At 43.1% G+C, this 21,842-nt stretch carries 23 protein-coding genes; 18 read left to right on the top strand and 5 right to left on the bottom strand.

Annotated elements, in window-relative coordinates; all coding sequences use genetic code 11:
- The first annotated feature begins 284 nt into the window (after nt 1–284).
- From KH172YL63_RS11200 to KH172YL63_RS11185, 4 genes are all read left to right on the top strand, one after another.
- Nucleotides 285–1,130, top strand: a complete 846-nt coding sequence (locus KH172YL63_RS11200; protein ID WP_173106177.1) for a hypothetical protein — start codon at nt 285–287, stop codon at nt 1,128–1,130.
- On the top strand, nt 1,127–1,441 hold the full coding sequence (locus tag KH172YL63_RS11195; protein ID WP_173106176.1) for a replicative helicase loader/inhibitor: 315 nt from the start codon (nt 1,127–1,129) through the stop codon (nt 1,439–1,441). The genes KH172YL63_RS11200 and KH172YL63_RS11195 overlap by 4 nt, the downstream gene beginning before the upstream one ends.
- Nucleotides 1,392–2,744, top strand: a complete 1,353-nt coding sequence (locus tag KH172YL63_RS11190; protein ID WP_232066192.1) for a replicative DNA helicase — start codon at nt 1,392–1,394, stop codon at nt 2,742–2,744. The genes KH172YL63_RS11195 and KH172YL63_RS11190 overlap by 50 nt, the downstream gene beginning before the upstream one ends.
- Before the next feature lie 172 nt (nt 2,745–2,916).
- On the top strand, nt 2,917–3,648 hold the full coding sequence (locus tag KH172YL63_RS11185; protein ID WP_173106175.1) for an Ltp family lipoprotein: 732 nt from the start codon (nt 2,917–2,919) through the stop codon (nt 3,646–3,648).
- Nucleotides 3,649–4,071: 423 nt separating this feature from the next.
- On the opposite strand, the gene KH172YL63_RS11180 is transcribed toward KH172YL63_RS11185, so the two are convergent.
- Nucleotides 4,072–4,302 carry a hypothetical protein gene (locus KH172YL63_RS11180; RefSeq protein WP_173106174.1) on the bottom strand — a complete coding sequence of 77 codons (231 nt, stop codon included), beginning with the start codon at nt 4,300–4,302 and terminating at the stop codon, nt 4,072–4,074.
- Between the two features lie 226 nt (nt 4,303–4,528).
- Here KH172YL63_RS11180 and KH172YL63_RS11175 point away from each other — a divergent pair, with 226 nt between their 5' ends.
- The 5 genes from KH172YL63_RS11175 (at nt 4,529) to KH172YL63_RS11155 (ending at nt 14,089) form a co-directional block, all read left to right on the top strand.
- The gene (locus KH172YL63_RS11175) at nt 4,529–6,022 is read left to right on the top strand and encodes a TIGR02677 family protein (RefSeq protein ID WP_173106173.1); all 1,494 of its coding nucleotides are present in this window, start codon (nt 4,529–4,531) and stop codon (nt 6,020–6,022) included.
- 1 nt (nt 6,023) lies between these two features.
- A complete protein-coding gene (locus KH172YL63_RS11170; protein ID WP_173106172.1) occupies nt 6,024–7,193 on the top strand; it encodes a TIGR02678 family protein in 1,170 nt (389 codons plus the stop codon).
- Complete coding sequence (locus KH172YL63_RS11165) at nt 7,183–11,298, top strand: TIGR02680 family protein (protein WP_173106171.1); 4,116 nt, start codon at nt 7,183–7,185, stop codon at nt 11,296–11,298. Before KH172YL63_RS11170 ends, KH172YL63_RS11165 begins: the two co-directional genes overlap by 11 nt.
- Nucleotides 11,276–12,559, top strand: a complete 1,284-nt coding sequence (locus tag KH172YL63_RS11160) for a TIGR02679 family protein (RefSeq protein ID WP_173106170.1) — start codon at nt 11,276–11,278, stop codon at nt 12,557–12,559. The genes KH172YL63_RS11165 and KH172YL63_RS11160 overlap by 23 nt, the downstream gene beginning before the upstream one ends.
- Before the next feature lie 756 nt (nt 12,560–13,315).
- Nucleotides 13,316–14,089, top strand: a complete 774-nt coding sequence (locus KH172YL63_RS11155; protein WP_173106169.1) for a hypothetical protein — start codon at nt 13,316–13,318, stop codon at nt 14,087–14,089.
- Between the two features lie 64 nt (nt 14,090–14,153).
- On the opposite strand, the gene KH172YL63_RS11150 is transcribed toward KH172YL63_RS11155, so the two are convergent.
- Nucleotides 14,154–14,735 (bottom strand): hypothetical protein, encoded by a 582-nt coding sequence (locus KH172YL63_RS11150; RefSeq protein ID WP_173106168.1) that lies wholly within the window; start codon nt 14,733–14,735, stop codon nt 14,154–14,156.
- A gap of 226 nt (nt 14,736–14,961) precedes the next feature.
- On the opposite strand from KH172YL63_RS11150, the gene KH172YL63_RS11145 reads away from it, so the two are divergent.
- Both KH172YL63_RS11145 and KH172YL63_RS11140 read left to right on the top strand, forming a co-directional pair.
- Complete coding sequence (locus KH172YL63_RS11145) at nt 14,962–15,276, top strand: hypothetical protein (RefSeq protein ID WP_173106167.1); 315 nt, start codon at nt 14,962–14,964, stop codon at nt 15,274–15,276.
- A 173-nt stretch (nt 15,277–15,449) separates the two neighbouring features.
- On the top strand, nt 15,450–15,815 hold the full coding sequence (locus KH172YL63_RS11140) for a hypothetical protein (protein ID WP_173106166.1): 366 nt from the start codon (nt 15,450–15,452) through the stop codon (nt 15,813–15,815).
- A 425-nt stretch (nt 15,816–16,240) separates the two neighbouring features.
- Here the strand turns inward: KH172YL63_RS11140 and KH172YL63_RS11135 are convergent, their stop codons facing one another.
- The gene (locus KH172YL63_RS11135) at nt 16,241–16,501 is read right to left on the bottom strand and encodes a hypothetical protein (protein WP_173106165.1); all 261 of its coding nucleotides are present in this window, start codon (nt 16,499–16,501) and stop codon (nt 16,241–16,243) included.
- A 202-nt stretch (nt 16,502–16,703) separates the two neighbouring features.
- Between KH172YL63_RS11135 and KH172YL63_RS11130 the strand changes: the two genes are divergently transcribed.
- The 6 genes from KH172YL63_RS11130 (at nt 16,704) to KH172YL63_RS11105 (ending at nt 19,948) form a co-directional block, all read left to right on the top strand.
- A complete protein-coding gene (locus KH172YL63_RS11130; RefSeq protein WP_173106164.1) occupies nt 16,704–16,922 on the top strand; it encodes a hypothetical protein in 219 nt (72 codons plus the stop codon).
- Nucleotides 16,923–17,910: 988 nt separating this feature from the next.
- Complete coding sequence (locus tag KH172YL63_RS11125) at nt 17,911–18,234, top strand: hypothetical protein (RefSeq protein ID WP_173106163.1); 324 nt, start codon at nt 17,911–17,913, stop codon at nt 18,232–18,234.
- Between the two features lie 38 nt (nt 18,235–18,272).
- Nucleotides 18,273–18,827, top strand: a complete 555-nt coding sequence (locus KH172YL63_RS11120) for a hypothetical protein (RefSeq protein ID WP_232065998.1) — start codon at nt 18,273–18,275, stop codon at nt 18,825–18,827.
- A gap of 36 nt (nt 18,828–18,863) precedes the next feature.
- Nucleotides 18,864–19,265 (top strand): VOC family protein, encoded by a 402-nt coding sequence (locus KH172YL63_RS11115; RefSeq protein WP_173106162.1) that lies wholly within the window; start codon nt 18,864–18,866, stop codon nt 19,263–19,265.
- Between the two features lie 57 nt (nt 19,266–19,322).
- The gene (locus tag KH172YL63_RS11110) at nt 19,323–19,505 is read left to right on the top strand and encodes a hypothetical protein (protein ID WP_173106161.1); all 183 of its coding nucleotides are present in this window, start codon (nt 19,323–19,325) and stop codon (nt 19,503–19,505) included.
- A gap of 128 nt (nt 19,506–19,633) precedes the next feature.
- Nucleotides 19,634–19,948, top strand: a complete 315-nt coding sequence (locus KH172YL63_RS11105) for a hypothetical protein (protein ID WP_173106160.1) — start codon at nt 19,634–19,636, stop codon at nt 19,946–19,948.
- A 196-nt stretch (nt 19,949–20,144) separates the two neighbouring features.
- On the opposite strand, the gene KH172YL63_RS11100 is transcribed toward KH172YL63_RS11105, so the two are convergent.
- Complete coding sequence (locus KH172YL63_RS11100) at nt 20,145–20,510, bottom strand: VOC family protein (protein WP_173106159.1); 366 nt, start codon at nt 20,508–20,510, stop codon at nt 20,145–20,147.
- Between the two features lie 228 nt (nt 20,511–20,738).
- Between KH172YL63_RS11100 and KH172YL63_RS11095 the strand changes: the two genes are divergently transcribed.
- Nucleotides 20,739–21,554 (top strand): PP2C family serine/threonine-protein phosphatase, encoded by an 816-nt coding sequence (locus KH172YL63_RS11095; protein ID WP_173106158.1) that lies wholly within the window; start codon nt 20,739–20,741, stop codon nt 21,552–21,554.
- 11 nt (nt 21,555–21,565) lie between these two features.
- On the opposite strand, the gene KH172YL63_RS11090 is transcribed toward KH172YL63_RS11095, so the two are convergent.
- Nucleotides 21,566–21,808 carry a hypothetical protein gene (locus tag KH172YL63_RS11090; protein ID WP_173106157.1) on the bottom strand — a complete coding sequence of 81 codons (243 nt, stop codon included), beginning with the start codon at nt 21,806–21,808 and terminating at the stop codon, nt 21,566–21,568.
- Nucleotides 21,809–21,842 lie beyond the last annotated feature (34 nt).

Here is a 21,842-nt window from a genome sequence, read left to right as displayed (position 1 = left end):
ATCAAGGCAGAAATAATACTGTAAAGATCACACCCATCATTCCAATGAGTTAAAAGAAGTGAAATTTCCGAAAAATAGAATTTATGATGATGAGCTAATAATATCCTTCATCAGAAAGCTTGATATAAATTTAGTTCTGCGTTTTAACAATTTCATATATTCGCCTTTAACCATTCGGACCCCACCCGAATGTTTTTTTAATAAAAAATTATCCATAGGGTGTCCCTTTCACTCCCATCTCCCTATATAAAGGGTGAAACCAAAACGAAATAGGAGTGATTGTAATGAATGGATGGAGAAAGTTGGAGACAGGTATGTTGGATAAGGAGACGTTTCATCACCCGGAGGATCTTCGGTTGTATGTGTTGATTCTGTTGAATGCGACGTATCAAGGTGGGGTTCAGGTTGGTGGTGTGGTGCTGGGGGAGAGGCAGTATGTGCGTTCGCTCCGGAAGCTGCGGGAGGATCTGTGGTTCTATAATGGGAAGAAGATTGATGAGTATTCCCATTCCCGGATTCAGCGGTCGATTAAGCGGCTGGAGAGGGATGGATGGTTGAAGGCGGAGAAGTATGAGCATGGGTTTGTGTTTACGCTGAGGCCGACGAAGGATTTCGCCTGTGGGGAGTATTTGAGTTGGATGGGAATGTCTAAAAAGGAAGAGGGACGTGAGGAATCCGGTGGTGACCAGCCTGATGATGGGGCTGGTTCCGGGAAGTCTTCGTGCGGCAATAAGGATGTGAATGGGGTGCGGAGAGAACCTGCAAACAGACTTAAGAACTTAGAGAAAGAAGAGAAAGAGAACACCACCAACCTTAACGGCACTAAGGAAGGAGAGAGGCTCGAGGCGCTGATCGGACATTTCATTAGCAGAAGGGAAAGAGGATTAATCTTGACCCCGATGGATTATGTGTCGATGGAGCGGATCAGCTTGAGCGAGTTGTCAACGGAGGAGCTGATTGTGTTCATGGATGAGGAGTTTGATAGACAGCAGAGCATCAATCCGAAGCTGACAATCAACAGTCCAAGGTATTTGGAGAAGGCGCTTGAGGGGTACATTTCTCCTCGGGGATCCATGGAGCACATCGATGACCTTTTGGATGGGCTTGAGGAGATTGTGACGGAGGCATGACGATTGATGAGTTCAGGGAGTTGGTGAAGATGATCCAGGGAGCTTATCCTCAGCGACCGCTCACTCGAGAGACGGCGAATATCTGGTTTCAGCACCTGAAGGACTGTGATTATCATGTGGTGAAGAGGCGGATCGCAGCCCATATTAAAGTGAGTCCGCACATACCGAAGATTTCCGAGCTGTATGAACTGCCGGTGGAGGAAACTACGATACTAGAAACCATGGAAGCATGGGAAAAAGAAGGGGCGATACGAATTGAGAATGAACGTAGAAATGAGTGGACACGGCCTGCACCACCCTGGGCACGATGAGCAGCTGCTTCGGGAGTTACATGAAGCGGAGAGTATGATTATTGGAGCGGTTCTTCTGGATGCGGATGTGTTGGATACACTGACCCTAGAGGAAAAGCATTTTAGCCTGGTGAGGAACCGCCTTATTTTTAAAGCGATGAAGGGGCTGCAGAAGAAGAGGCTCGAGATTAATCTCGTGATGCTGGTGGAGGAGCTGGGGGATGACATTGAGAATGTAGGCGGGGTTCAGTTTCTTCTGACTCTTGCCAACTACTGTCCGACGACAGTGAACATCGAGCAGTATGAACAGATCGTACTGAAGTATTACGAACTGAGCCTCATCAAGAATTCAGCCCATCATTTCCTGAACGCCTACACCCCAGAATCCGCACATGGCCTCTACAAAGCACTCATCGATATGCATACCAACACGATCACTGACGAAGAAACGAAGGACGACATCATCATGGATCTCTATGAATCTCTTTACATGGAGAGGGACGGACTTCCCGGTGTCACGACAGGTTTCGAGAGCTTGAATGCGCTGACGGGAGGCTGGAAGGAAGGGGAGCTCATCATCCTGGCGGCGAGACCTTCTATGGGGAAGACGGCTTTTGCCATCCAGCTTGCCTGGGAATGTACGCGGGAGAATGGGGTGAGCATGGTGTTCTCCTTAGAGATGAGTTCGAGACAGATTATGCAGCGATTACTTTCAAGTTTGACGGATATTAACATGATGAAATGGCAGAATCCCTACAAGTATCTGACGAAGGACGAGATGCCGAGGATGCACGGGGCGATGAATGCGGTATACAAAGCGAAACTTGAACTCTCACAGAATGGGATGATCACTCTGCCGGAGATCAGGCAGCGGATCATGAACCTGAAGCGGGACTACCCGACAGAGCCGTTTCTAGTGGTGATTGATTACCTGCAGCTGATCACGGTGAAGGAGCGTTTCGACAGGCATGATCTGGCGATTGGCCATATTACGAAGCAGCTGAAGGGGATGGCGAAGGAGTTTGGGATTCCGATCATTCTGCTGTCCCAGCTATCGAGGGGAGTCGAGTCCAGAGATGACAAGCGGCCGAGACTGTCGGATCTGCGTGACTCGGGGAATATCGAGCAGGATGCGGATGTGGTGTTGTTTCTGTACCGGGATGATTACTACTATCCAGATTCGAAGAACGGTCAGGAAGTGGAAGTGAAGATTGCGAAGAACCGGAATGGGCCGGTGGGGACGGTGAAGTTGGAGTTTGTGAGGGAGTTTGGGCGGTTTCGGGGTGGGTGTATGCAGGGGGACGGTACTGTTGCTTCGGTTTGAGTAATCCGGGGTCAGTTCTATTAGCAAATACAGGTTACAGAGATTGCTGGCTGTGTTTTTCTGAAGCCGAGGGGACTGGTCCCTGAGCATTGATTACAGACTCCCTGCATGTTTGTCGATCAAGGAAAATATACTTCTTATGTAGGTTTACCAATATAAGGGGGTACAGCTAGTGGGGGAATCACCAAAAAAGAAAAAACCGTTTTATAAAAAGTGGTGGGTCTGGGTCATTGTGATTCTGATTGTTGCAGCAGCTGTTGGTGGGAATGGTGATGAGGCGGTTGATACGAAGGAAAAGGAAGTCAAATCAGAAGCTACAGAACCCGTTGCGGTTGAGCCAAAAGAGTCAGAAAATATAAAAGAGGAACCCAAAACAGAGGAGCCTAAAACAGAACAGCCCAAACCAGAGGAACCCAAAAAAGAAGAAGCAAAAGTGGAAGATGACGTCCCCGCAGAACATGCATCCGCTTTGACAAAAGCGAAAACTTACGCTGAGATCATGAATATGTCCAAAGCAGCGATTCATAATCAATTAGTTTCAGAGTATGGTGAAAAGTTTTCCGAGGAAGCGGCTGCGTATGCCATGGAAAAGCTTGAATTTGATTGGAAGGACAACGCATTGAAAAAGGCGGAATCTTACTCTGATACGATGTACATGTCAAAGGAAGCCATCTATGATCAGCTCATTTCAGAGCACGGTGAACAGTTCACTGCGGAAGAAGCACAATATGCGATCGATACAATGAAAGCCGATTATAAAAAGAACGCCTTGGAAAAAGCCAAAAGTTATCAAGATACAATGGCCATGTCACCAGAAGCGATAAGAGACCAACTTGTTTCTGAATACGGTGAACAGTTTACTCAAGAGGAAGCGGATTATGCTGTTCAACATTTGACGGAATAAAATCGTTAACATGAATAGGTGTCTGACTCTTGCCATGTTACTTTACATTAAAAGATCCACACTTCTAATGGAAGATGTGGATCTTTTTTTATAGGAATTAGCCTGTATCCTAATTACTCAACTGACCTTTGGTGAGGATGACGTACTAAAAAGATTTCAATCTGATTCAATTTTATTCTGTAAAAGATTTTATAGGGATCCGACTTTCCTATAGATATTAATACCATTCGTAGGTCAACGGGCATTTTCTTTATAAGTACATGTCTTCCTGGAATATGAACTGAAAAATCCTGGTGAATAAAATACAATTCAATGGTTTCTTTTAGATATGTTGCAATGGGTTGAAGTTCAATGGTTTGTCTCCATCTATCAAGAGCTATAAGGGAAGAAATCGCCGACTTTCTCCACACTATTCTCATGGCTTTAACTCTCTAACATCTTCCTTATATCTTCTTCTGAAAGGATCGGATTATCTTCCTCTAATGCCTTCAATATTTGCTTTTCTTCTTCTGGATCTGTTACTTGGTAACCATCATTGTTACTGATTTCTTCTACTTCCATTAATAAATACTTTCGTTTACCGACTTGGATGTATGAATGCCCCGATTGAATTGCCTTTTTTACATCATCTTGTTCAATTCTTATAGGTTCCATTTACATCACCAACTTTGAATGATTTATCTTTATTATAAACCATCTGATTTTAAGAATAAAGTATAGGGAGATTTACAATGGATACTCCTAAATTCCTTCCACCCAATCTTACCTCTCCATCACTCTTGTCATTCCATTAACTTATACCCCCATTGCTGATATAATTGTTCCATATACATACAGAGTTGAATGAAGTATGATCGCCATGAAAAGAGGTGCATGAATCATGCAAGGTCCTATGAAAAAGCTCATCGAAGCGAGTTATCTGACAGCAGAGAACGCTCCAGAGTATCGAACGATTCTACGATACTTTTATATGCAACATGAACGGATGAGAGACTTCATTTCACCGGAAGAGGTGTTGGATTATTTGAGATCACTTCCCCATTACGAGCGTTATGAGGAGGAACAGCTTCTCGTCCAACTTGCTCAGCTGGTGAAGTGGAAGAACCTGAATGCCAGGCAGGACATGACGAACGCAAAGACGATTGAAGAGTATAAGAAGAAACGGTTTCGTTATCAATCTACGCCTTATACGATTGAGATCGAGAGAATGGTGGCGACACTTGAGAAGAAGAGCGGAGAAAGTTTTGGAGGTTCTCTTGAGAAATCCCAATTTGACCGATTGCTTGAATCCATGAATAAGCTGGAACATGAGTTGAAGAAGGATCTGCCGGAATCTCCTGAGACATATATGCTCTTATGGGAAGATCTCCTGCAATATTTCCAGACGATTCGAACGAACACGGCTGATTACATCGCCTATATAAATAGTGAACAAACAGATCAGCGGATGCAGAGTGAGGCGTTCTTGGTGTATAAGAATCAATTCACGACGTATTTAAGAGACTTTATTGTGTCTCTTCAGAAAACGTCCTTTCAGATTTCAGATCAGTTGGAGAGAATGGATCAACAGCTTGTCGCTCCTTTCTTTGACAAGCTTGCTGATTATAGAAGGCAAATACCACGGTTGGAGGAAATCAGTGAAGAAACGGTGCTGGATTGGTACCAGGAGTTCTATGATTTCTGGCGGGTGATGAGATCGTGGTTCATCGGGAGCGAGGGCCAATCAAGCGAGCTCGAGATGCTGCAGCTGCAGACGAATGAAATGATCAGGCGAATTACCCGATATGTCCAGCGGATGAGCGAGCGGCACCATAGTCATCACAGTCGAAAGAAAGATTATCTTCACCTTGCTGAACTATTCAGTGGAAGCCATTCAATGGAAGACGCCCATCAATTATCAGCGGTTGTTTTCGGCTCAATGACGATTCGTCATTTAAAGATAGAAGAAGATACTACGGAAAATATTCATTCAGACATTTGGGAGGAAGAACCAATCATTCTGCCAATTAAACCGCGCATCAGGTCCTTTAAGGATAAAACGAAACCTGGGGCCATGGTTTCAAATGATGAAAAGAAAAAAGCCTTGATGCAAAAGCACCTCGCTGAAAGGGCGGAGGAACGGACGATGATTGAGACTCTATTTACAGACCAGAAGATGACGGTTTCAGAGCTTGGAGTGGTAAAGCCTTTTGTTCGGAAAGTAATACTAGGTTGGATCGGAAAGGCAATGTCCAGTAAGAGCCGGGTGATTAAAACCGACTATGGATTCACAGTGAAGGTGCACGTGCACAGAGATCGGATGACCATCATGCATGCCGAAGATGGGGTCTTAAAAATGCCGGATGTGACATTAGAAATGAAAGGTGGGTTATAGGTTGGAGCAGGTTCAGACCGTTGAATTCGATGATAAAGCGATAGAAGGGCTTGAACTTCTTTTGCATGAGTTTTGGATATTGCGAAGTGAGCATCCACAAGAATATCAGTTGATTCGTGAAAGAGAAAAAGTATTAAGGCGGTATCTTGATGACAAATTTGGGCTTTTATTAATCGTCCATCAGCATTTTATTAAGCTTGAGAAGATTCCGGTTGAACCGGAAGCCTGGATGGGTATTGCTTCTTTTCAGGAGCAAAGAGATTATGCGCTGTTTTGTTATGCTATGGCATATCTTGAGGAGAAATCTGTCGCTGAACAGTTTCTGTTATCAGAACTGGCTGAGGAGATTAGGCATGACTACACGGGGGATGAAGGAATTGATTGGACGGTTTATACCCACCGGAAATCTCTGATCCGCACAATCAAAACGATGACAGACCTTCATTTGATTCGTACTGTGGACGGGAATATTCAGAGGTTTGATACAGACGAGGAGCATGAGGTACTCTATGAAACAACGGTTTATAGTAAATATTTCATTCGTTCTTTTCCTGAGGACTTGACTCAGTTTACCAGCTGGCAGAATTTACTCAATGAAGACTGGAAATTCCAGCAGGAAGATGAGACACGTAAGCGGGTCTACCGGCAATTGTTCTTTTCACCGGGTTTACATAGAAAATCGAGCAGCGACCCCGACTTTATATATATTAGGAATTTTCGAAACAGAATTATGGAAGATATCGAGAAACATAGCCATTATCGCCTTAGATTGTTCAAGAATACGGCATTCTTATCATCCCAAGAACCCAATTATAAATATGAGTATTTTCCAGATGCTAAGGCAGTGACCGATGTGTTGTTGCAGCTGTCCTATCATCTGTATGAAAAGCGTTCTTCCCTTTCTCCCCTCGAATCAGGAGACTTGTTGTTGACGACAGGTGAATTCGATCAGTACATCATTGAGTTAAGGCAGAAGAATGGTGCAGGTTGGTCAAAGTATTTCCGTGACGCTTCGGTTGAGACCATCAGAAAGGAATGCATTTCTTCCATGAAAAGCTGGATGATGGCTGAAACAGATGAAGTCATGATTTATATTAAGCCGTTATTTGGAATCCTTGCAGGGAAATATCCAGACGACTTTACTAGAAAGGGTGATGACAGTGAGTCATGAACAATGGAAATTAAACCGCGCCGGCCTCGTGAACTTCTGGTATTACGATGAAGAGACGTTTCACTTTAAAGACGGTAAGCTGCTGCTCCGTGGAGCAAATGGGTCAGGGAAGTCCGTTACAATGCAGAGCTTTCTTCCTGTGTTATTGGACGGGAGGAAGTCTCCTGACAGACTGGATCCGTTTGGTTCCAAAGCAAGAAGAATGGAAGATTATCTTCTTGGAGAAAAAGGGATTGTGGATCGTGATGAGCGGACGGGCTATCTCTTTATGGAGTATGTGAAGGAAAGTACTGGACAGTATATGACAACAGGTATGGGTATGCAGGCGAAACGGAATAAGCAAATGAAGTCATGGTATTTCGTCATCACAGATAATCGACGGATTGGAGTTGACTTTTCTCTTACGCTTACTCATGCAGGGGAAAAGGTTCCCATGTCAGAAAAAGAGCTAAAGAACCGGATTAGTTCCGGGGGAGAAGTAGTAAATTCTCAGAGGGAGTATATGGAACTTGTCAATCGCCATGTGTTCGGCTTTCAATCAACCGAAGCCTATGAGGACCTTATTAAATTATTGATTCAGTTAAGAAGCCCTAAGTTATCAAAAGATTTTAAACCAACGGTGATTTATGAAATTCTTGAATCGGCATTGCCACCTCTTACCGACGATGAAATCCGATATTTGTCTGACAGTATTGATCACATGGATCAGGCTCAGCAAGAATTAGAACGATTATCCAGTCAAAAGAAATCGATGGAAAAAGTTCTTCGGGTATACGACAGGTATAATCGTTACGTGTTAGCTGAAAGAGCGGAAAAGTGGCAATATACAGAAAGTAAGGTCATCCTTAAAGAAAAAACGGTGAATGAACTTCAGCAAAGTAAAGCCGGGATGAAAGTCGAGATTGCAGAACTAGAACAAAGAGAAGAACATTTGTCGAATGAAGAAGACATGCTTGAGAAACAGAAAGATCAGCTAAATCGTCATGAGGTGTGGTCCCTTGAAGCGAAGAAGAAAGATCTTGAAAAGGAGTCTTCGCGAAAAAAGGACTCCGTTTTACGATTGGAACAGAGCAACGATAGAAAGCACAAGGATTATGTGAAGAAAAAGGATGAGCTGGGGTCGTTAGAGGAGAGCGAATCGAAGGCAGCTAGTATAGTAGAAGACTTATTAGCTGAGTTGGAAGAATTAGCAGAGGAATGTGGTTTTACAACACATGCCATCAATCAAGCTGATTTCGAACGGATGGAAGAATCCTTGTACGATTTTACTGTCTGGAAAAAAGCGGTATTAAACCATCAGAATGTCCTTTCAGATGCCATGAAGTTGCTTGAAGAACGATCCCGACAACAAGATAGATACGGTGAGCTTGAAAGGGAATCTTCTACGTTAAAGCAGAAAGTGGATGAAATCCTGCAACAGATGGACCATACGGAGGAATGGTTTACGGAAGAACTGCAGAAGCTGGAATCCGCTATTTTCACGTGGATGTCTGAGCATGACTCCCTTTCTTTCACGAATGAACAGCGTCAGAATGTAGCTCGATCTGTTCAGGGGCTTTATGATGAGAATTCATATGAACAAGTGAAGGGAATCTTACTCAAAAGTCTGGATAAATACAAGGAAGAGGTTCGGACACAGAACTATGAACAGAACACTCTTCTCAGAAGCTTAGAAGAGCGGATCCAAGAGAAGAATAGACAGATTTCCCAATTGAAAGAACAAAAAATGATTGAACCAGAGCGTTCGGAAGGAACTTCTTCTCACCGTGAATGTCTAAAAGAAAAAGGAGTTTCCGGGATACCATTTTATGAAGCAGTGGAATTTAAGGATGGTGTAACGGAAGAGGATAAGTCCCGGATTGAAGCGGTTCTTAAGCAGACAGGGATCCTGGATAGCCTCATTACAGCAGATGAGATCAAACCCATACAAGATGCGATCCTTATACCGGAACCACTCCTCATGGTGCAAACCCTTGCTGATTACCTGAAACCCGATGTAGAAGGAGACTCAGCTGTTTCTAACCAAAGGGTGGATGACATACTTCGCTCCATTCCTATGGAGGAATCTGCTGGAGCGTTTGTGATTGATACAGACGGCTCATTTAGCTATGGCATCATAAGAGGTCATGCACCGGAAGAGGGTCCATCTAAATTCATCGGTCGCACATCAAGAAAACGATACTTAAAAGAGCAGATGGCTCTTCTTTTGGCAGAGCTTGAAGATTTACATGAGGACAGAGATAAAGTCAGTATGGAAATATCCCGTTTAACCCAGATTATTGAGGATATTAGAGAATGGCAACATGCTATTCCATCAGATGGTGTGCTCCTTGAAATTCGAAAGCAATATGTAAAGTTTGAGAAAGATCGTACTATTCAACAAGCATTGCTGGATCAAACTGACCGAAACTGGAAAGACGTGCAGGTCACACTAAGTCGACTGAAACAGCAACTGTACGATTACAGCAGCCGGTTTAGCTTTGAACTGAATATGGAGAGCGTAGCGGTAGCACTTAAGTTGATGAAGGAATATGAAGGGAATCTCAATACTCTTGAAAATTCAATGGTTAAGTTACAGGCAAACCGTCAACGGATCACAGACCTTGCAAGGTTACTTGATGAGATTGAAGAAGAGATAGATCATTTAAAGGGTGAAATCAATGTTGAACAAGGAACTGTTGACAAGCTCGAGAGGGAAATGGAGTCCATTGAAGATCAGCTCAACCTAAAAGGTGTGGATGAAATCAGGGACGAAATTAGGCGTGTACAAGAGAACTATGAACATGTGAAGAATGAGCTGAAGAGCCTGCTAAAGGCAATTTCTGATAAAGCTAATGATTTAAAACGGGTGAATGCGGAGTTAGAGAGGGAAGTTGCAGATAGAGAATTCTGGGTGAAAATGCGTGATTTGTGGAAACAACACGTTGCAGAAGAAATCCAACATCAGTTTGTAGAAGTGGACCAACACGAGGCGGAGAATATTTTATCAGTATATGGGGACGTGTTAACCTCATATGATAAACCGAAAATACTAGAACAGCTATCCAAAGCATTCCATGAAGAACAACATATGCTATCGGAATACAGGATGACCATTTATACCGAAGAGAAGGAATCACCTGAATGGATGAACGGGGAGCAGGAAGAACGCTTTGAAGCTATTGTGAAAGAGTACAGCAACTTGAAAGATCGCCGGATGATTCGTTTTTCTTACAATGGCAGTCAGGTCAATCCTTACTATCTTGCCGAGATTCTAACGAAAACATACGAAGAACAGGATCGTAATCTAGATGAACAGGACCGGAAGCTGTATGAGGATATCATGCTGAATCATATCGGAACGATTCTAAGAAGCCGAATTAAGCGGGCAGCCAAATGGGTGCGGGAAATGGATAAGATCATGTCTACACGTGACAATTCATCAGGATTGATCTTCTCGATTGCTTGGAAAGCGCAGACCGCAGAATCAGAAGAAGAAATGGACACCGCGGAACTTGTGAGCTTGCTAGAAAGGGACAGTAAGCATCTGCATGAAGATGATCTAAATAAAATCACCCGTCATTTCCAATCCAGGATTGCCAAAGCCAAAGAATTGATCACTTTACGAAATGAAGGTTCCACCCTTCATCAGGTTCTGAAAGAAGTCCTGGATTACCGGAAATGGTTTACGTTCGTCCTATCATACAAGAGGGAAAATGAAGGGGTCAAGCGCGAGTTGACGAATAATGCCTTCTTCCAATTCTCTGGGGGAGAGAAGGCGATGGCCATGTATATTCCGTTGTTTACGGCCGCTTATTCCCGCTATAAAGAGGCAGGAGATTCCGCGCCGTATATCATTTCATTAGACGAGGCATTCGCTGGAGTGGATGAAAACAATATTCGGGATATGTTTGAAGTCATTGAACAGTTAGGCTTTAACTATATCATGAATTCACAAGCATTGTGGGGGGATTATGATACAGTGCCGTCCTTGTCAATCGCTGATCTATTGAGACCAAAGAACGCCGATTTCGTAACGGTGATGCGTTATGAATGGGACGGGGTTCAAAGGAAACCAGTTCATCAGGAAGAGGAAGAGATTTATGAACGACTTGAGCTTACTTAAGAAGGAGAAGGCTTTTCAGAAGCTGTTTCACTTATTCAGAAAAAGATACGAGTCCCTCGGCAGGATTGGTGGCTCGGTTAGCCTAAAATCATTTTCAAGTGATGAGTTAATGACCATTTCCGGTTTAACGGGGTTATCGGTCGAAGAATTAAAAGTGAAACAATCGATTACCCTTCTTAGGTTTGAAAAAGAATTGAGCCGGACAAGGTATCAATATGATACGTTGCTATCGTTTCTTGAAGACTACTTTGGTGAATCGTTAATAGCGAACAAAGAGCGTTTCAAACAGGAGCAGGAACGAGAAGAACACTTTTTGAACAACATGAAAGAGAAATTTCCTCAGCTTGATTGGTATATTAATTGGATTTCTTCCAAGTCGGCAGATACCAGAGGGATATGGAGAATATACAAGGAAGATCCTACTGAGTTGGAACAATCTTTGGGGTTCCTGCGAAAAGCGTGGAAGTTGATAGAGGAAGAAGAAACATTCATACGCTTGCCTTTATTTGCTCAAAAGGTAACGGGCAATCCCCATGCATTCGACCGGAACACGGTACTTGGGAAAATGTTACTTCATTTGTTGACAATTGATCAGATAAGTAAAGAAACGGATCTCAGTTTCAGTAAAACATCAGAAGAAGAAAATGATCTGCTTGGATATTATCGAATAATAAGGGATGATTTATGGAGTTTTGTGACATGTTTAAACTTAATTGCTGAGAATAATCAAGGGATTCATCCTGTATGGAAGGCAGCTCAAGACACGGGGACAGTTTTGAATTTACCACTAAAAGAGTTGATAAAAGTAAATAAAATCTACCCATTACAAGGTAATGTGGTATGGGTGGTCGAGAATTCTAGCGTGGCTTCTACATTAATGGACCTAGTTCCCAGTGCTCCAATCATCTGTACCCATGGACAACTGCGAATTGCCGGCTGGATTTTGATTGAACAACTTGCGATGTCAGGGCTGACAATCTACTATTCGGGTGATCTTGATCCTGAAGGAATGCTTATCGCGGATCGACTGGTAGAAAGGTTTCCGGGAAACGTCCGATTATGGAGGATGGATGTACAAACTTATTCTGATTCAATATCAGAAGAAATCTTAACTGATAAGCGTTTGAGTCAAGTCGATAAACTTCAGCATAATGGGTTAAAGAAAGTTGCTGAAGTGATGAAGATAGAAAAAAAAGTTGGTTATCAGGAAGCGATGGTAGAAGTGCTGGTTGGAGATATAGAGGGGAATGTAGGAATATAAAAAAAGAAGAAGGCCATTGTGACCGTTTACGAGGGTCTTTTTCTTAAGTGAAAAATTGATAATCTCTAATAATTGGGAGGGATATTTTGAAAGAATTTAACAAACCTCTTAATAAACTGTTATCCCTAACCATATGCAGTTTAATCGCAAACTCAATATTTATTCTATCTGAGGGTGTTTTTGAATTCCTAGGATATCTAATATATTTACCAATAACCTTTTTAGTTATGCTTCTTATTGGATTGCCATTATCGCTATTCATTGATTGGATACTACTAAAAAAATCTAATTTTATTAAGAACTCACTTTTGATGCATTCACTAATTTATTTCCTAATGATATTGTTACCCACGGGGAACCAGGGAGTTCTGTTGGAAATGAATGTTTACTCATTGGTGTATTTGCTTTTGTTTTCTTTCATTCCAGTACTGTATTGGACAATCAATTATTTAATAACACGACGACAAATGATACAAAGTTCTAGGTAATAAACATTGGTTTTCAAAATGAATGAATGCTAGAACAGAGATGTAATTCTATAGAGAAAATATGTGAAAATCACCCTGCAGATTGATTTTAATTAATCTGTAGGTTTTTTTGTGAAAAAATACTTTAAAAGGTATCCCTTTCCCTCCCATCCCCCTATATAAAAGATGAAACCAAAACGAAATAGGAGTGATTGTAATGAATGGATGGAGAAAGTTGGAGACGGATATGTAAGAGATGGAGACGTTTCGTCATACGGAGGATCTTCGGTTGTATGTATTGATCTTGTTGAATTCAACGTACAAAGGCGGGGTCCTGGTTGGCGGTGTGGTGCTAGGGGAGAGGCAGTATGTCCGCTCGCTTAGGCAGCTGCGGGAGGATTTGTGGTTTTATAATGAGAATGGGGTTGAGGAGTATTCCCATTCCCGGATTCAGCGTTCGATCAAGCGGTTGGAGAAGTGCGGGTGGTTGAAGGCGGAGAAGTATGAGCATGGATATGTGTTTACGTTACGACCGGCGAAGGATTTCGCCTGCAGGGAGATGGGGACGGCTGTGAAGGATGGGGGTGATGAATCCGGTGGTGACCAGCTCGATGATGAGGCTGGTTCCGGCCGGTCTTTCTGCGGTGAACAGGACGTGGAACAGGAGTGGATGGAATCTGCAAATAGTCAAAAGACCTTAGAGAATGAAGGGGCTTTAGAGAATACCACGAGCATGAACGGGGTGAAGGAAATAGGTAAGCTTCAGGTGCTGATCGACCATTTCATTTACAGGAGGGGGAGAGGATTGATCTTGTCGCCGATGGATTACCTGGCGTTGGAGCGGATCAGCTTGAATGAGTTGTCGACCGATGAGCTGATTGCGTTTATGGATGATCAGTTTGACAAGCAGCAGAGCGTCAATTCGAGGCTGACGATCCACTCACCGAGGTATTTGGAGAAGGCTCTTGAGACATATCTCTCCCCGCGGGAAACGATGGAGCAGCTTGATGAGATGTTGGACGAGCTGGAGGAGAGTCTGAGGGAGGAGAAGAATCATCTGTAGATGCCAGCGATCATTTGTAGCAGCCGGAACGCTTATAAGTACACAAAAAGACCGTCGTGAGGACTCACGACGGTCTTTTCCTTTTAAACTGCACTTCTTCCGATTTCTCCAAGAATGCTTCAACGATCCGGACACTTTCCCGATGCCCTTCTTTGCCACCTTTAGGAATATAAAATTTATCCTCAGCTTTTCCTTTTCCATGATAAAAAAGAAGATAGTTTGAAGTAGAAACAACATGTAAACGCTGGCCGATCTCAATTTTATGCCTGCGATATCCTACGTAGAATGCTTTCTCATTCTGATCAAACGCTATGATGTAATCTTCATCTTTTGATCCCTGGTATTTCTCTTTTAATGACCTTGCGAGTTTCTTTAAGCCCCGATTCCATTTTGAACGAATATAAAAGTACAGGGCAATGAGAAACACGAAGGATAGTAAGAAAGCGATTACACCGGCACTTATGACTTCAAAAGCAGAGCGTGTGTACGCTTGTAAGTCACCATTTATAGACAGGGAAAATAGGGTGCAGAGGGTCACCAGCACTGTGATGATGAATGCATACATTTTTCTAATATAAGGCATGTTTCGAAGGAGCTCCAGATATCCTTCGTCAGAAAGTCTGAATGTAAATGTTGTGGGCTGCATGAATGATCCGCCTTTCAAAGTGTCATCATATTCAGTCTAAATGAAATAGATGTAAGTTCAAGGGATTTATTGGTTTGGGCTGATTAAAGTTGGATGGGTGGAAACACCAGAGAACATTCGGATCTTACCCGAATGTATATTGAAATTCTTTTGTTATAGGGGTGTCCTTTGTTCTTTTTTTTGCCTATATAAAGAGTGAGTACATAATGAAACAGGAGTGATCGACATGAGAGATTGTGGAAGCGTGCTGCTGGATATGACGGTGTGGATGTTGTTGGATGTGCTGGTGGGGTTGGTGAATGGAATGGGTGGCGTCCAGTTGATTCACGGGACGTTTGTTGAAGTTGGTGTGTATGTGAAGAAGATGGGGGCTATTGTGGTGGGGAATCACGGGTCGACTGGTGTCTTGAGGGATGGGGTCAAGTTGAGGAGGAGGTTTGCAAATCTTGGACATGAGGTTCAGCGGTTGATGAATACGGTGGTGACCATACCTGGTTCCAGCGCGTTTTCCCATGGCGATGGTGATGTGAATCGGGTGTAGAGAGGGAGTGCAAACAGACTTTAGATCTTAAAGAAAGAAGAGATTTCAGAGAACAACAACACCAATTAGTGACGCTAAGGATATAGATAGGGAAGCCGGTTGGAAATTGGCAGGTTGGGATATCGAGGTTTGAGGTGATCCAGTTAAAAACACTGAGCAAGGGGGAAAGAGAGATGTTCATGACGAAATATGCACAGGAAAACAAGGAGGATTTCCAGATGCAGAGTTTACGGTTATATAGCGTTGTTTTGAAGTTGCTTGAGGGGGAACGGTGCCTGCGGCATGCGGGTTATGGCTTCATCAGCTATCGGGAACTGTGGGAAGCGGGGAAGAGCGCCGGGATCTTTCAATCGTTTGAGAGTCCGTTTGCGGTGATGATGGATATGTTGACGTTGATGGAGGAGGGTGGGCTGGTGGAGAGGGTGAGGGTGAGTGGGGGGGAGTTGGTTTGGGGTGGTGAGAGCTTCGGATCGACTTTTGCAAGAAGAGGAATCCATTTGTCAGATGAAAAATTTAGGTTTCTCTTAAACTTTCATTAAGTTTCCTGAAAGGTAAATACAGTATTCTTACATTGATCTCTTCAATTATGGAGGAAAGAACCGCCGCTATGATCCTCAATGGGGCATTGTATATCCTCTAACCCGTCCAAACAGCATGGTTTGCACGCAGGGTCGGGGATTTCAGATGGGAGGACTTCACTTTTTATTCTTCGCAGTGTTTTTCCTTTCTTCTTTCATCCGAGTGAATATCTTCTATTCTGTGAAATGGAAGGGGCGTAGTTTAAGGTGTGAAGGGCTTAGAATTTCTACCTGAATGGGTGTGCCACTTAATAAGGGGGTCAGGCCCCCGTTGTGCTAAAGCTTTAGGATGGGAAAAATCGAAGAAATGGAGTGTGGATCATGGTGAGAGGGAACGAAGAGTAGGTAAAAGGTAATCGGCATAACTTTATATCGAGGAATGACGATTACTCTTCCGATCGATTCTCAAGGGTGAAAACCCGTTTATCGATATCTGTTAATCTTGTGTTCAGATAATCAAAGTCTGTTTCAGAACGCTGGTTGCCTACTTTTAACAAAGCAATGACATCTTCTGTTTGTGATACTTCAATTCTATTCACCGTTTCCTTTATCTCTTTTATATCACTTCCGAATTCCTTTAGGTTACGGTCGAATTCTTTCATGTTCTGTTGAATATCAGATAACATGTTCACGATTTGCTTGTCCATTTTCTCACCTCCTTCCTGCTATTATAGTGGAAATGAATTGATGATACTACCCTTATATTGTGTGAACTGGCACGCGGAGGGGCTGGTGCTTAGGTACAGTTAAGAGGAAGCACTAGAACCGTCCCCGTGCATAATGACAAGGCTCGAGGGATGCTGGGAGATTGAAACAGGTTATGCCCCGTCATTGGAGATCAATGATGCTTTGAATGAATTAGTTACCCTGCTCAAGGGCAAGACAAATGTGATGAAGGAACTCAAAAGAGAAAACCATCTTGAAAGTAAATTGACGAGTCTTCCTGATTTAAATCAATCTCAACAAAAGAAATACACCGATATCATCATATCAAACAGCAGGAGAGCGAACCGGCTCATTCATGATCTATTCACCCCAAGGCCAATGGGGACTGAGGGTGTCACATGAGAATCACGGGGTGCTCGCAGGGGATACATCATTTATCGGTACATTTAAGGATGCGTATCCCCAGTGGGAAGAAAAAAGAAGAGGTTTGTTCAGTTTTGGGAGGGTATTGGGAAGGAGTACAAAGCGGATATTGGATGGGTTGAGGGGTTTTAGAGCAGTTTTAGTTTGGGGAGGGTCGGCCTTTGGGGGTAGGTAGTTCGGATAACATGGGGGAAACTTAAAACCACCGCCGCAAAAACATGCGTTCTCGCAACTTAAATAGTGAGTGAATTACAATTCAATTAACACAACAAAAAAGACTTGGGATATCCCAAGCTTTTTGTCATTGAATGTGTTGTTCTGATTCAATTAAAGCCCCGTTAGTGTAAGGGGTTCTCTATGAATTAGTTTTTATTCAATTTGAAGTATCGATATAAATTTACTAATCCTATTACAATTAAAACGGTCAAAGATATGCCATAAAAAAATGACTTAAATGTGTGACTAAGCGAATTCATACTGCTTACCATAGCAGAACCTAACACAAAAAATAATACCACTACCAGTACCCATCTATTTTCCATATATTTCACCCCCAGAAAAATAAGAACATCCTAATCAACAATACCACATATTGTAATAATCCTTGATTTTTCTCGTAATAGAATTATAATCACATATCAATTCACAAGTAAAAAAGCACCCAATTTCGTACAATACAATAGCCCTTGTCACGTTGTTTTTAAGGGTGCTATTTCTTATAATGTTTTTTGTTATTTTCTCATAAAACGCCGATATATCAATACCAACAGTTCTGCTATTTGCGATGATTGTCCACAAAAACAGAACTACTTAGCTTTTGGGGACGGTCTCTTTTTGGGTGTAGGTGGGGTTAAAAGTTAGAGGAAGCAGGAGAACCGTCCCCGTGCTTACTTGCTTATTGAATTTTCAGAAGTATTTTGAAATAATTGGTATAATCTCATATATTCCTAACATCATATAAAAGGAGGTGACCACCATAAACATCAACTTTTTAAACATCTTCTATCTGACCACTGCCATCATCATCATTTACATATTAATAAAATGGAGCAAGCAATTAGAAAACCGCGGATATACTGTCTTTATTTATTTCTTGATTAGTACCCATATAGGTGTCGTCTATTCCCATAGTACGGAAGAAGGGATCTTCGAGCTTTGGATGCCTATGGGGTTTATTGCAGTGATGATCTACTACATGTTTAGTTCCAGAAAGCATTCTGCCAAGCTGAAAGCAAGTGCCCTTGGACTGACTGTTGCCATGTTTCTTATGGCTCTTCAATATACTGGTTAGTGGGCTTTCAATACATAATGAAAATGCAGGTGATCCATATGAAAAAACTTTTTATCGTCCTGATCATGCTCACATCGTTGGCGGCATGTTCGGTTAACCAAAGCTTTGAGGATTTCTTTCATGAAAGAATGGAGCGACATGCAAAGGAGTATGAACCTGAAGTGAAGTACGCTTATTCCCTGGTGCATCATGAAGAGAATGTGGTGACCGATCACGACGCGGTTGCCATCATTACAGAACATAATCTTCAAGGAGACCAAATATTCATTGCCTATATCAAGAAGGAGAATGGTGTGTGGGAATGGAAGCAAACAAGGGGAGCTGAATGGGGTACGCCTGTGCAATGGTCGGCCATGCACCAAGAGCCGTATATCTTTTCAGGTGCCATCAGTGATCCTACCATTCAACAGGTGCATGTTGGCGGGAAACAGGCGAACATCATTGATGTAGCCGACGGTAAGCGGTTCTGGTATGAAATCAGCAGTGAGCCATCCCAGGAAGTGAAGGTGACGCGGGCGGACGGTTCTGAGGAAGTGCTGGAAGAGATTGATGAAGAAATGTTAAAAGACTGGGAGGGGAAGGACGGAGAATAGAAACCGTCCCCCATCCATACATAAGGAGGATCCATCATGCCTGAAGGCTTGCTGCATCATGTCGAAATCTATGTATCGAATTTAGAAAAATCAACCTCATTCTGGAGCTGGTTCCTGAAAGATTTAGGATACGAATCTTTTCAGAAATGGGATCAGGGCTACAGCTGGAAGCTAGGTGACACGTATCTTGTGTTTGTCCAGACAGAAGAGCAACATCTGGACGTGCCTTATCACAGATGCAGGACTGGCTTGAATCACCTCGCTTTTCATGCAGCTTCAAGGGAACGGGTTGACGAAATGACCGACAAACTGAAGGAAAAGAACGTGAAGATCCTTTATGAAGACAAGCACCCTTTTGCCGGCGGTGAAAATTATTACGCCGTATTCTTTGAAGATCCCGACAGGATTAAGGTAGAGTTTGTGGCGCCGCCTCTTTGAATGTAGTACATTAAAGGATATCAGAATCAAAATGTAAAACATTCAAGGAGTTAGCCAATGCTGAAAAGGCTGTATTTAAAAAGAAACTTTATGAACTATAAAAAGGGTGAAGCATTCGTAATGGTCGCTGAATCCGAGTATATAGGCATCAAAGAATATATATTGCGGACCCATGACTATTCAGAGCGGATCATTGTCTCTGAGGGGGAAATGGCGAAGTATTTTGTTGTAGTGAATTGATTGGAGGGCCCGTTTGGAGACGGGTCTTTTTTGTTGATTCTTATTATCGATCCTACGAATTTCCAAAAAAATGAAACTTTCATCAGCTTTTTCCGTATATAAGTTAACATACAGAGGGGGTTTGTTCGATGAAAAAATTCTTTGCAGTCACCATGACCATCCTGATAGAAGCGGGACTTCTGGGATTGGTGGCATTCATTTTTGGATGGAGACTTCTGGACGTCCTGTTCATAGGTGGATTACTTATCTTCGGTGCCGTATGGTTGTACCTGCTGTTCATAAATCAGAGTAATAACGTTCATAACACCAGCATCAAAGGATGGACCGGACAAGATGCAGGAGAAGTGAAGCAATTTCAATTTCGATTCACACCGATCACGTTAGGACTGATCTTGTTTATGGTGATTAACTTAGGAATCACAGTCTTTTATTATGCAACATAATATCGGTGTTTTGTAAGAGGAGAAAACTCGGGTCGTTTCATGATGAAATGGCCTTTTTTTAGTGAAAATCTGGCTTGGATATAGATGCAGGGATTTATTAAAATGTTTGATGTTTATATATGCATCCGCTTTTTGGCATTGGTGTGGGCAGGCTTAGCACCAATGAAAAGAAGCATGAGAACCGTCCCAACGCTCCTCACCCCACCTCCGCAATCATCTCAACCCGATTCCCAAACGGATCCCTGAACTCGAACCGTTCATAACCAGGGATGGGGATGCCTTCGAGGATTTCTATGCCTTCCTTTTTCAGCTTGTCTCTCCATGCGTTGATGTTGTCGACTTCATATGCCAGGTGGGCTTTCGTTTTCGTCCGGTCGAAGCCATTTTCAGTCCCGACGTGTACGTCCCGGTCGCCGACTTTTAACCAGAAGCCGCCACGGCCTTGGAGTGAGTGGGGCTTATCGACCTCTTGAAGTCCGAGTACCCCGATATAAAAATCCTTTCCTTCCTGTTCACGGTCTTGCGGAATCGTGATCTGTGCGTGATGGATGCCAAGGATCATCTTTATCCCCTCCTAATCTATAGTTAGAAAAATATGCCAAACTCACATTTATCTTATCGCTGAATAGGTGTTAAGTAAAATAGGGGATTGTTATATTTTGTTATAAGTATCTCTTATACTATGTGATGAATGAGAAGCATGAGAACCGTCCCCCGTGCTTCTATTGACAACCAAACTGGAAATATATAGAATATTCAAAAATACATAGTCGTTCAAAAGGGGATGCAAATGGAGAATAGACCAGGTATTAAAGAGCTGAAATGGGTAGGGAGCGAGGAGGATTTTGTCGATCGCATCGACATTCGCAACATCAACCATGTGACGCTTGGCCGGTTTGGCGGAAATTCAGCTGTGGGGCAGTATAAGAATGAGGACGGGTGCCTGGTGTGGGCGGATACTGATGAGGAGTGGGAGTTTGCGATGATCCTTGATGCCCATATGTCGGCTGAGAGTGCTGAATTGGTTACAGATCAGTGCATGTCATATAAAGAAGAATTTCTTCATCTATTTTCTCAGCCAATTGAAGATACGTTTAGTAAGCTCGAAGAAACGGTGCTGGGTATGTTTCAGGAGGAACGGTTTATAGCCAAGTGTCGGAATGTGCAGGGGGAGACGGCTTGTTTACTTCTGTTGAGAAAGGGCAAGTATGTGTGGTGGTTCTCGGTAGGAGACTGTCTTTCCTTTCTTTTTCACCCTGAGCTTGCGCATCACGGGCAATATGGGATCAACCAGAGGCAATTTTATGAGTGGGTGGGGCAGGTGAACACGTTTTACAAAGAAGTGCCGTGCTACAGCAGCGGGGTGAGGGAGCTGAGGCAGGGAATGAACCGGATTCTGTTAACGACGGACGGGTTGGTGGAGTGCCCGGATGAGCCGTGGGCTGACCCGAAGAAAATATATGATTCTATCAAAGGTCAGGAACCTGCCCAAGCCATCAGCATGTTGCTGGAGACGATAAGAGATCATGGGGTTAGAGACAGCACGACGGTGATTGGCTGGGATGTTGAGGTTTCGGAAGACATGACGATTCCGAGTGATATGTGAGGGAGCGCCCGTTAAGGACGCTCCAATACTTTTACAAGCAGATTATGAATCACTTCATGATCCCATACATCAAACAGGCGTTGTGCATCGCCGGGTAAGGTATACCATTCTTCAGCTCCGACGTAGGTGATGGAGAGTGTGAGCACACCATCGGCATCACATGATGTCAGTAGTTCAAGTTCCCCGCTGATCACGCCGGCTTCTTCGGTCATGACGCCGTGTGTGGCGGTGAAGATGGATGTTTTCTTTTCCATGAGAATTCCTCCAATACTTTTATAGATTCATGCA

Source organism: Bacillus sp. KH172YL63, assembly GCF_011398925.1.
In the GTDB taxonomy this organism is placed as follows: domain Bacteria; phylum Bacillota; class Bacilli; order Bacillales; family Bacillaceae_B; genus Rossellomorea.
This window is presented reverse-complemented; position numbering and strand designations above follow the sequence as displayed.

Coding starts and splice junctions, on each gene's coding strand:
- KH172YL63_RS11200 (WP_173106177.1), top strand. CDS start 285: ATGAATGGATGGAGAAAGTTGGAGACAGGTATGTTGGATAAGGAGACG.
- KH172YL63_RS11195 (WP_173106176.1), top strand. CDS start 1,127: ATGACGATTGATGAGTTCAGGGAGTTGGTGAAGATGATCCAGGGAGCT.
- KH172YL63_RS11190 (WP_232066192.1), top strand. CDS start 1,392: ATGAACGTAGAAATGAGTGGACACGGCCTGCACCACCCTGGGCACGAT.
- KH172YL63_RS11180 (WP_173106174.1), bottom strand. CDS start 4,302: ATGGAACCTATAAGAATTGAACAAGATGATGTAAAAAAGGCAATTCAA.
- KH172YL63_RS11175 (WP_173106173.1), top strand. CDS start 4,529: ATGCAAGGTCCTATGAAAAAGCTCATCGAAGCGAGTTATCTGACAGCA.
- KH172YL63_RS11160 (WP_173106170.1), top strand. CDS start 11,276: ATGAACGACTTGAGCTTACTTAAGAAGGAGAAGGCTTTTCAGAAGCTG.
- KH172YL63_RS11150 (WP_173106168.1), bottom strand. CDS start 14,735: ATGCAGCCCACAACATTTACATTCAGACTTTCTGACGAAGGATATCTG.
- KH172YL63_RS11145 (WP_173106167.1), top strand. CDS start 14,962: ATGAGAGATTGTGGAAGCGTGCTGCTGGATATGACGGTGTGGATGTTG.
- KH172YL63_RS11140 (WP_173106166.1), top strand. CDS start 15,450: ATGTTCATGACGAAATATGCACAGGAAAACAAGGAGGATTTCCAGATG.
- KH172YL63_RS11135 (WP_173106165.1), bottom strand. CDS start 16,501: ATGGACAAGCAAATCGTGAACATGTTATCTGATATTCAACAGAACATG.
- KH172YL63_RS11120 (WP_232065998.1), top strand. CDS start 18,273: ATGAAAAAACTTTTTATCGTCCTGATCATGCTCACATCGTTGGCGGCA.
- KH172YL63_RS11115 (WP_173106162.1), top strand. CDS start 18,864: ATGCCTGAAGGCTTGCTGCATCATGTCGAAATCTATGTATCGAATTTA.
- KH172YL63_RS11110 (WP_173106161.1), top strand. CDS start 19,323: ATGCTGAAAAGGCTGTATTTAAAAAGAAACTTTATGAACTATAAAAAG.
- KH172YL63_RS11105 (WP_173106160.1), top strand. CDS start 19,634: ATGAAAAAATTCTTTGCAGTCACCATGACCATCCTGATAGAAGCGGGA.
- KH172YL63_RS11100 (WP_173106159.1), bottom strand. CDS start 20,510: ATGATCCTTGGCATCCATCACGCACAGATCACGATTCCGCAAGACCGT.
- KH172YL63_RS11095 (WP_173106158.1), top strand. CDS start 20,739: ATGGAGAATAGACCAGGTATTAAAGAGCTGAAATGGGTAGGGAGCGAG.
- KH172YL63_RS11090 (WP_173106157.1), bottom strand. CDS start 21,808: ATGGAAAAGAAAACATCCATCTTCACCGCCACACACGGCGTCATGACC.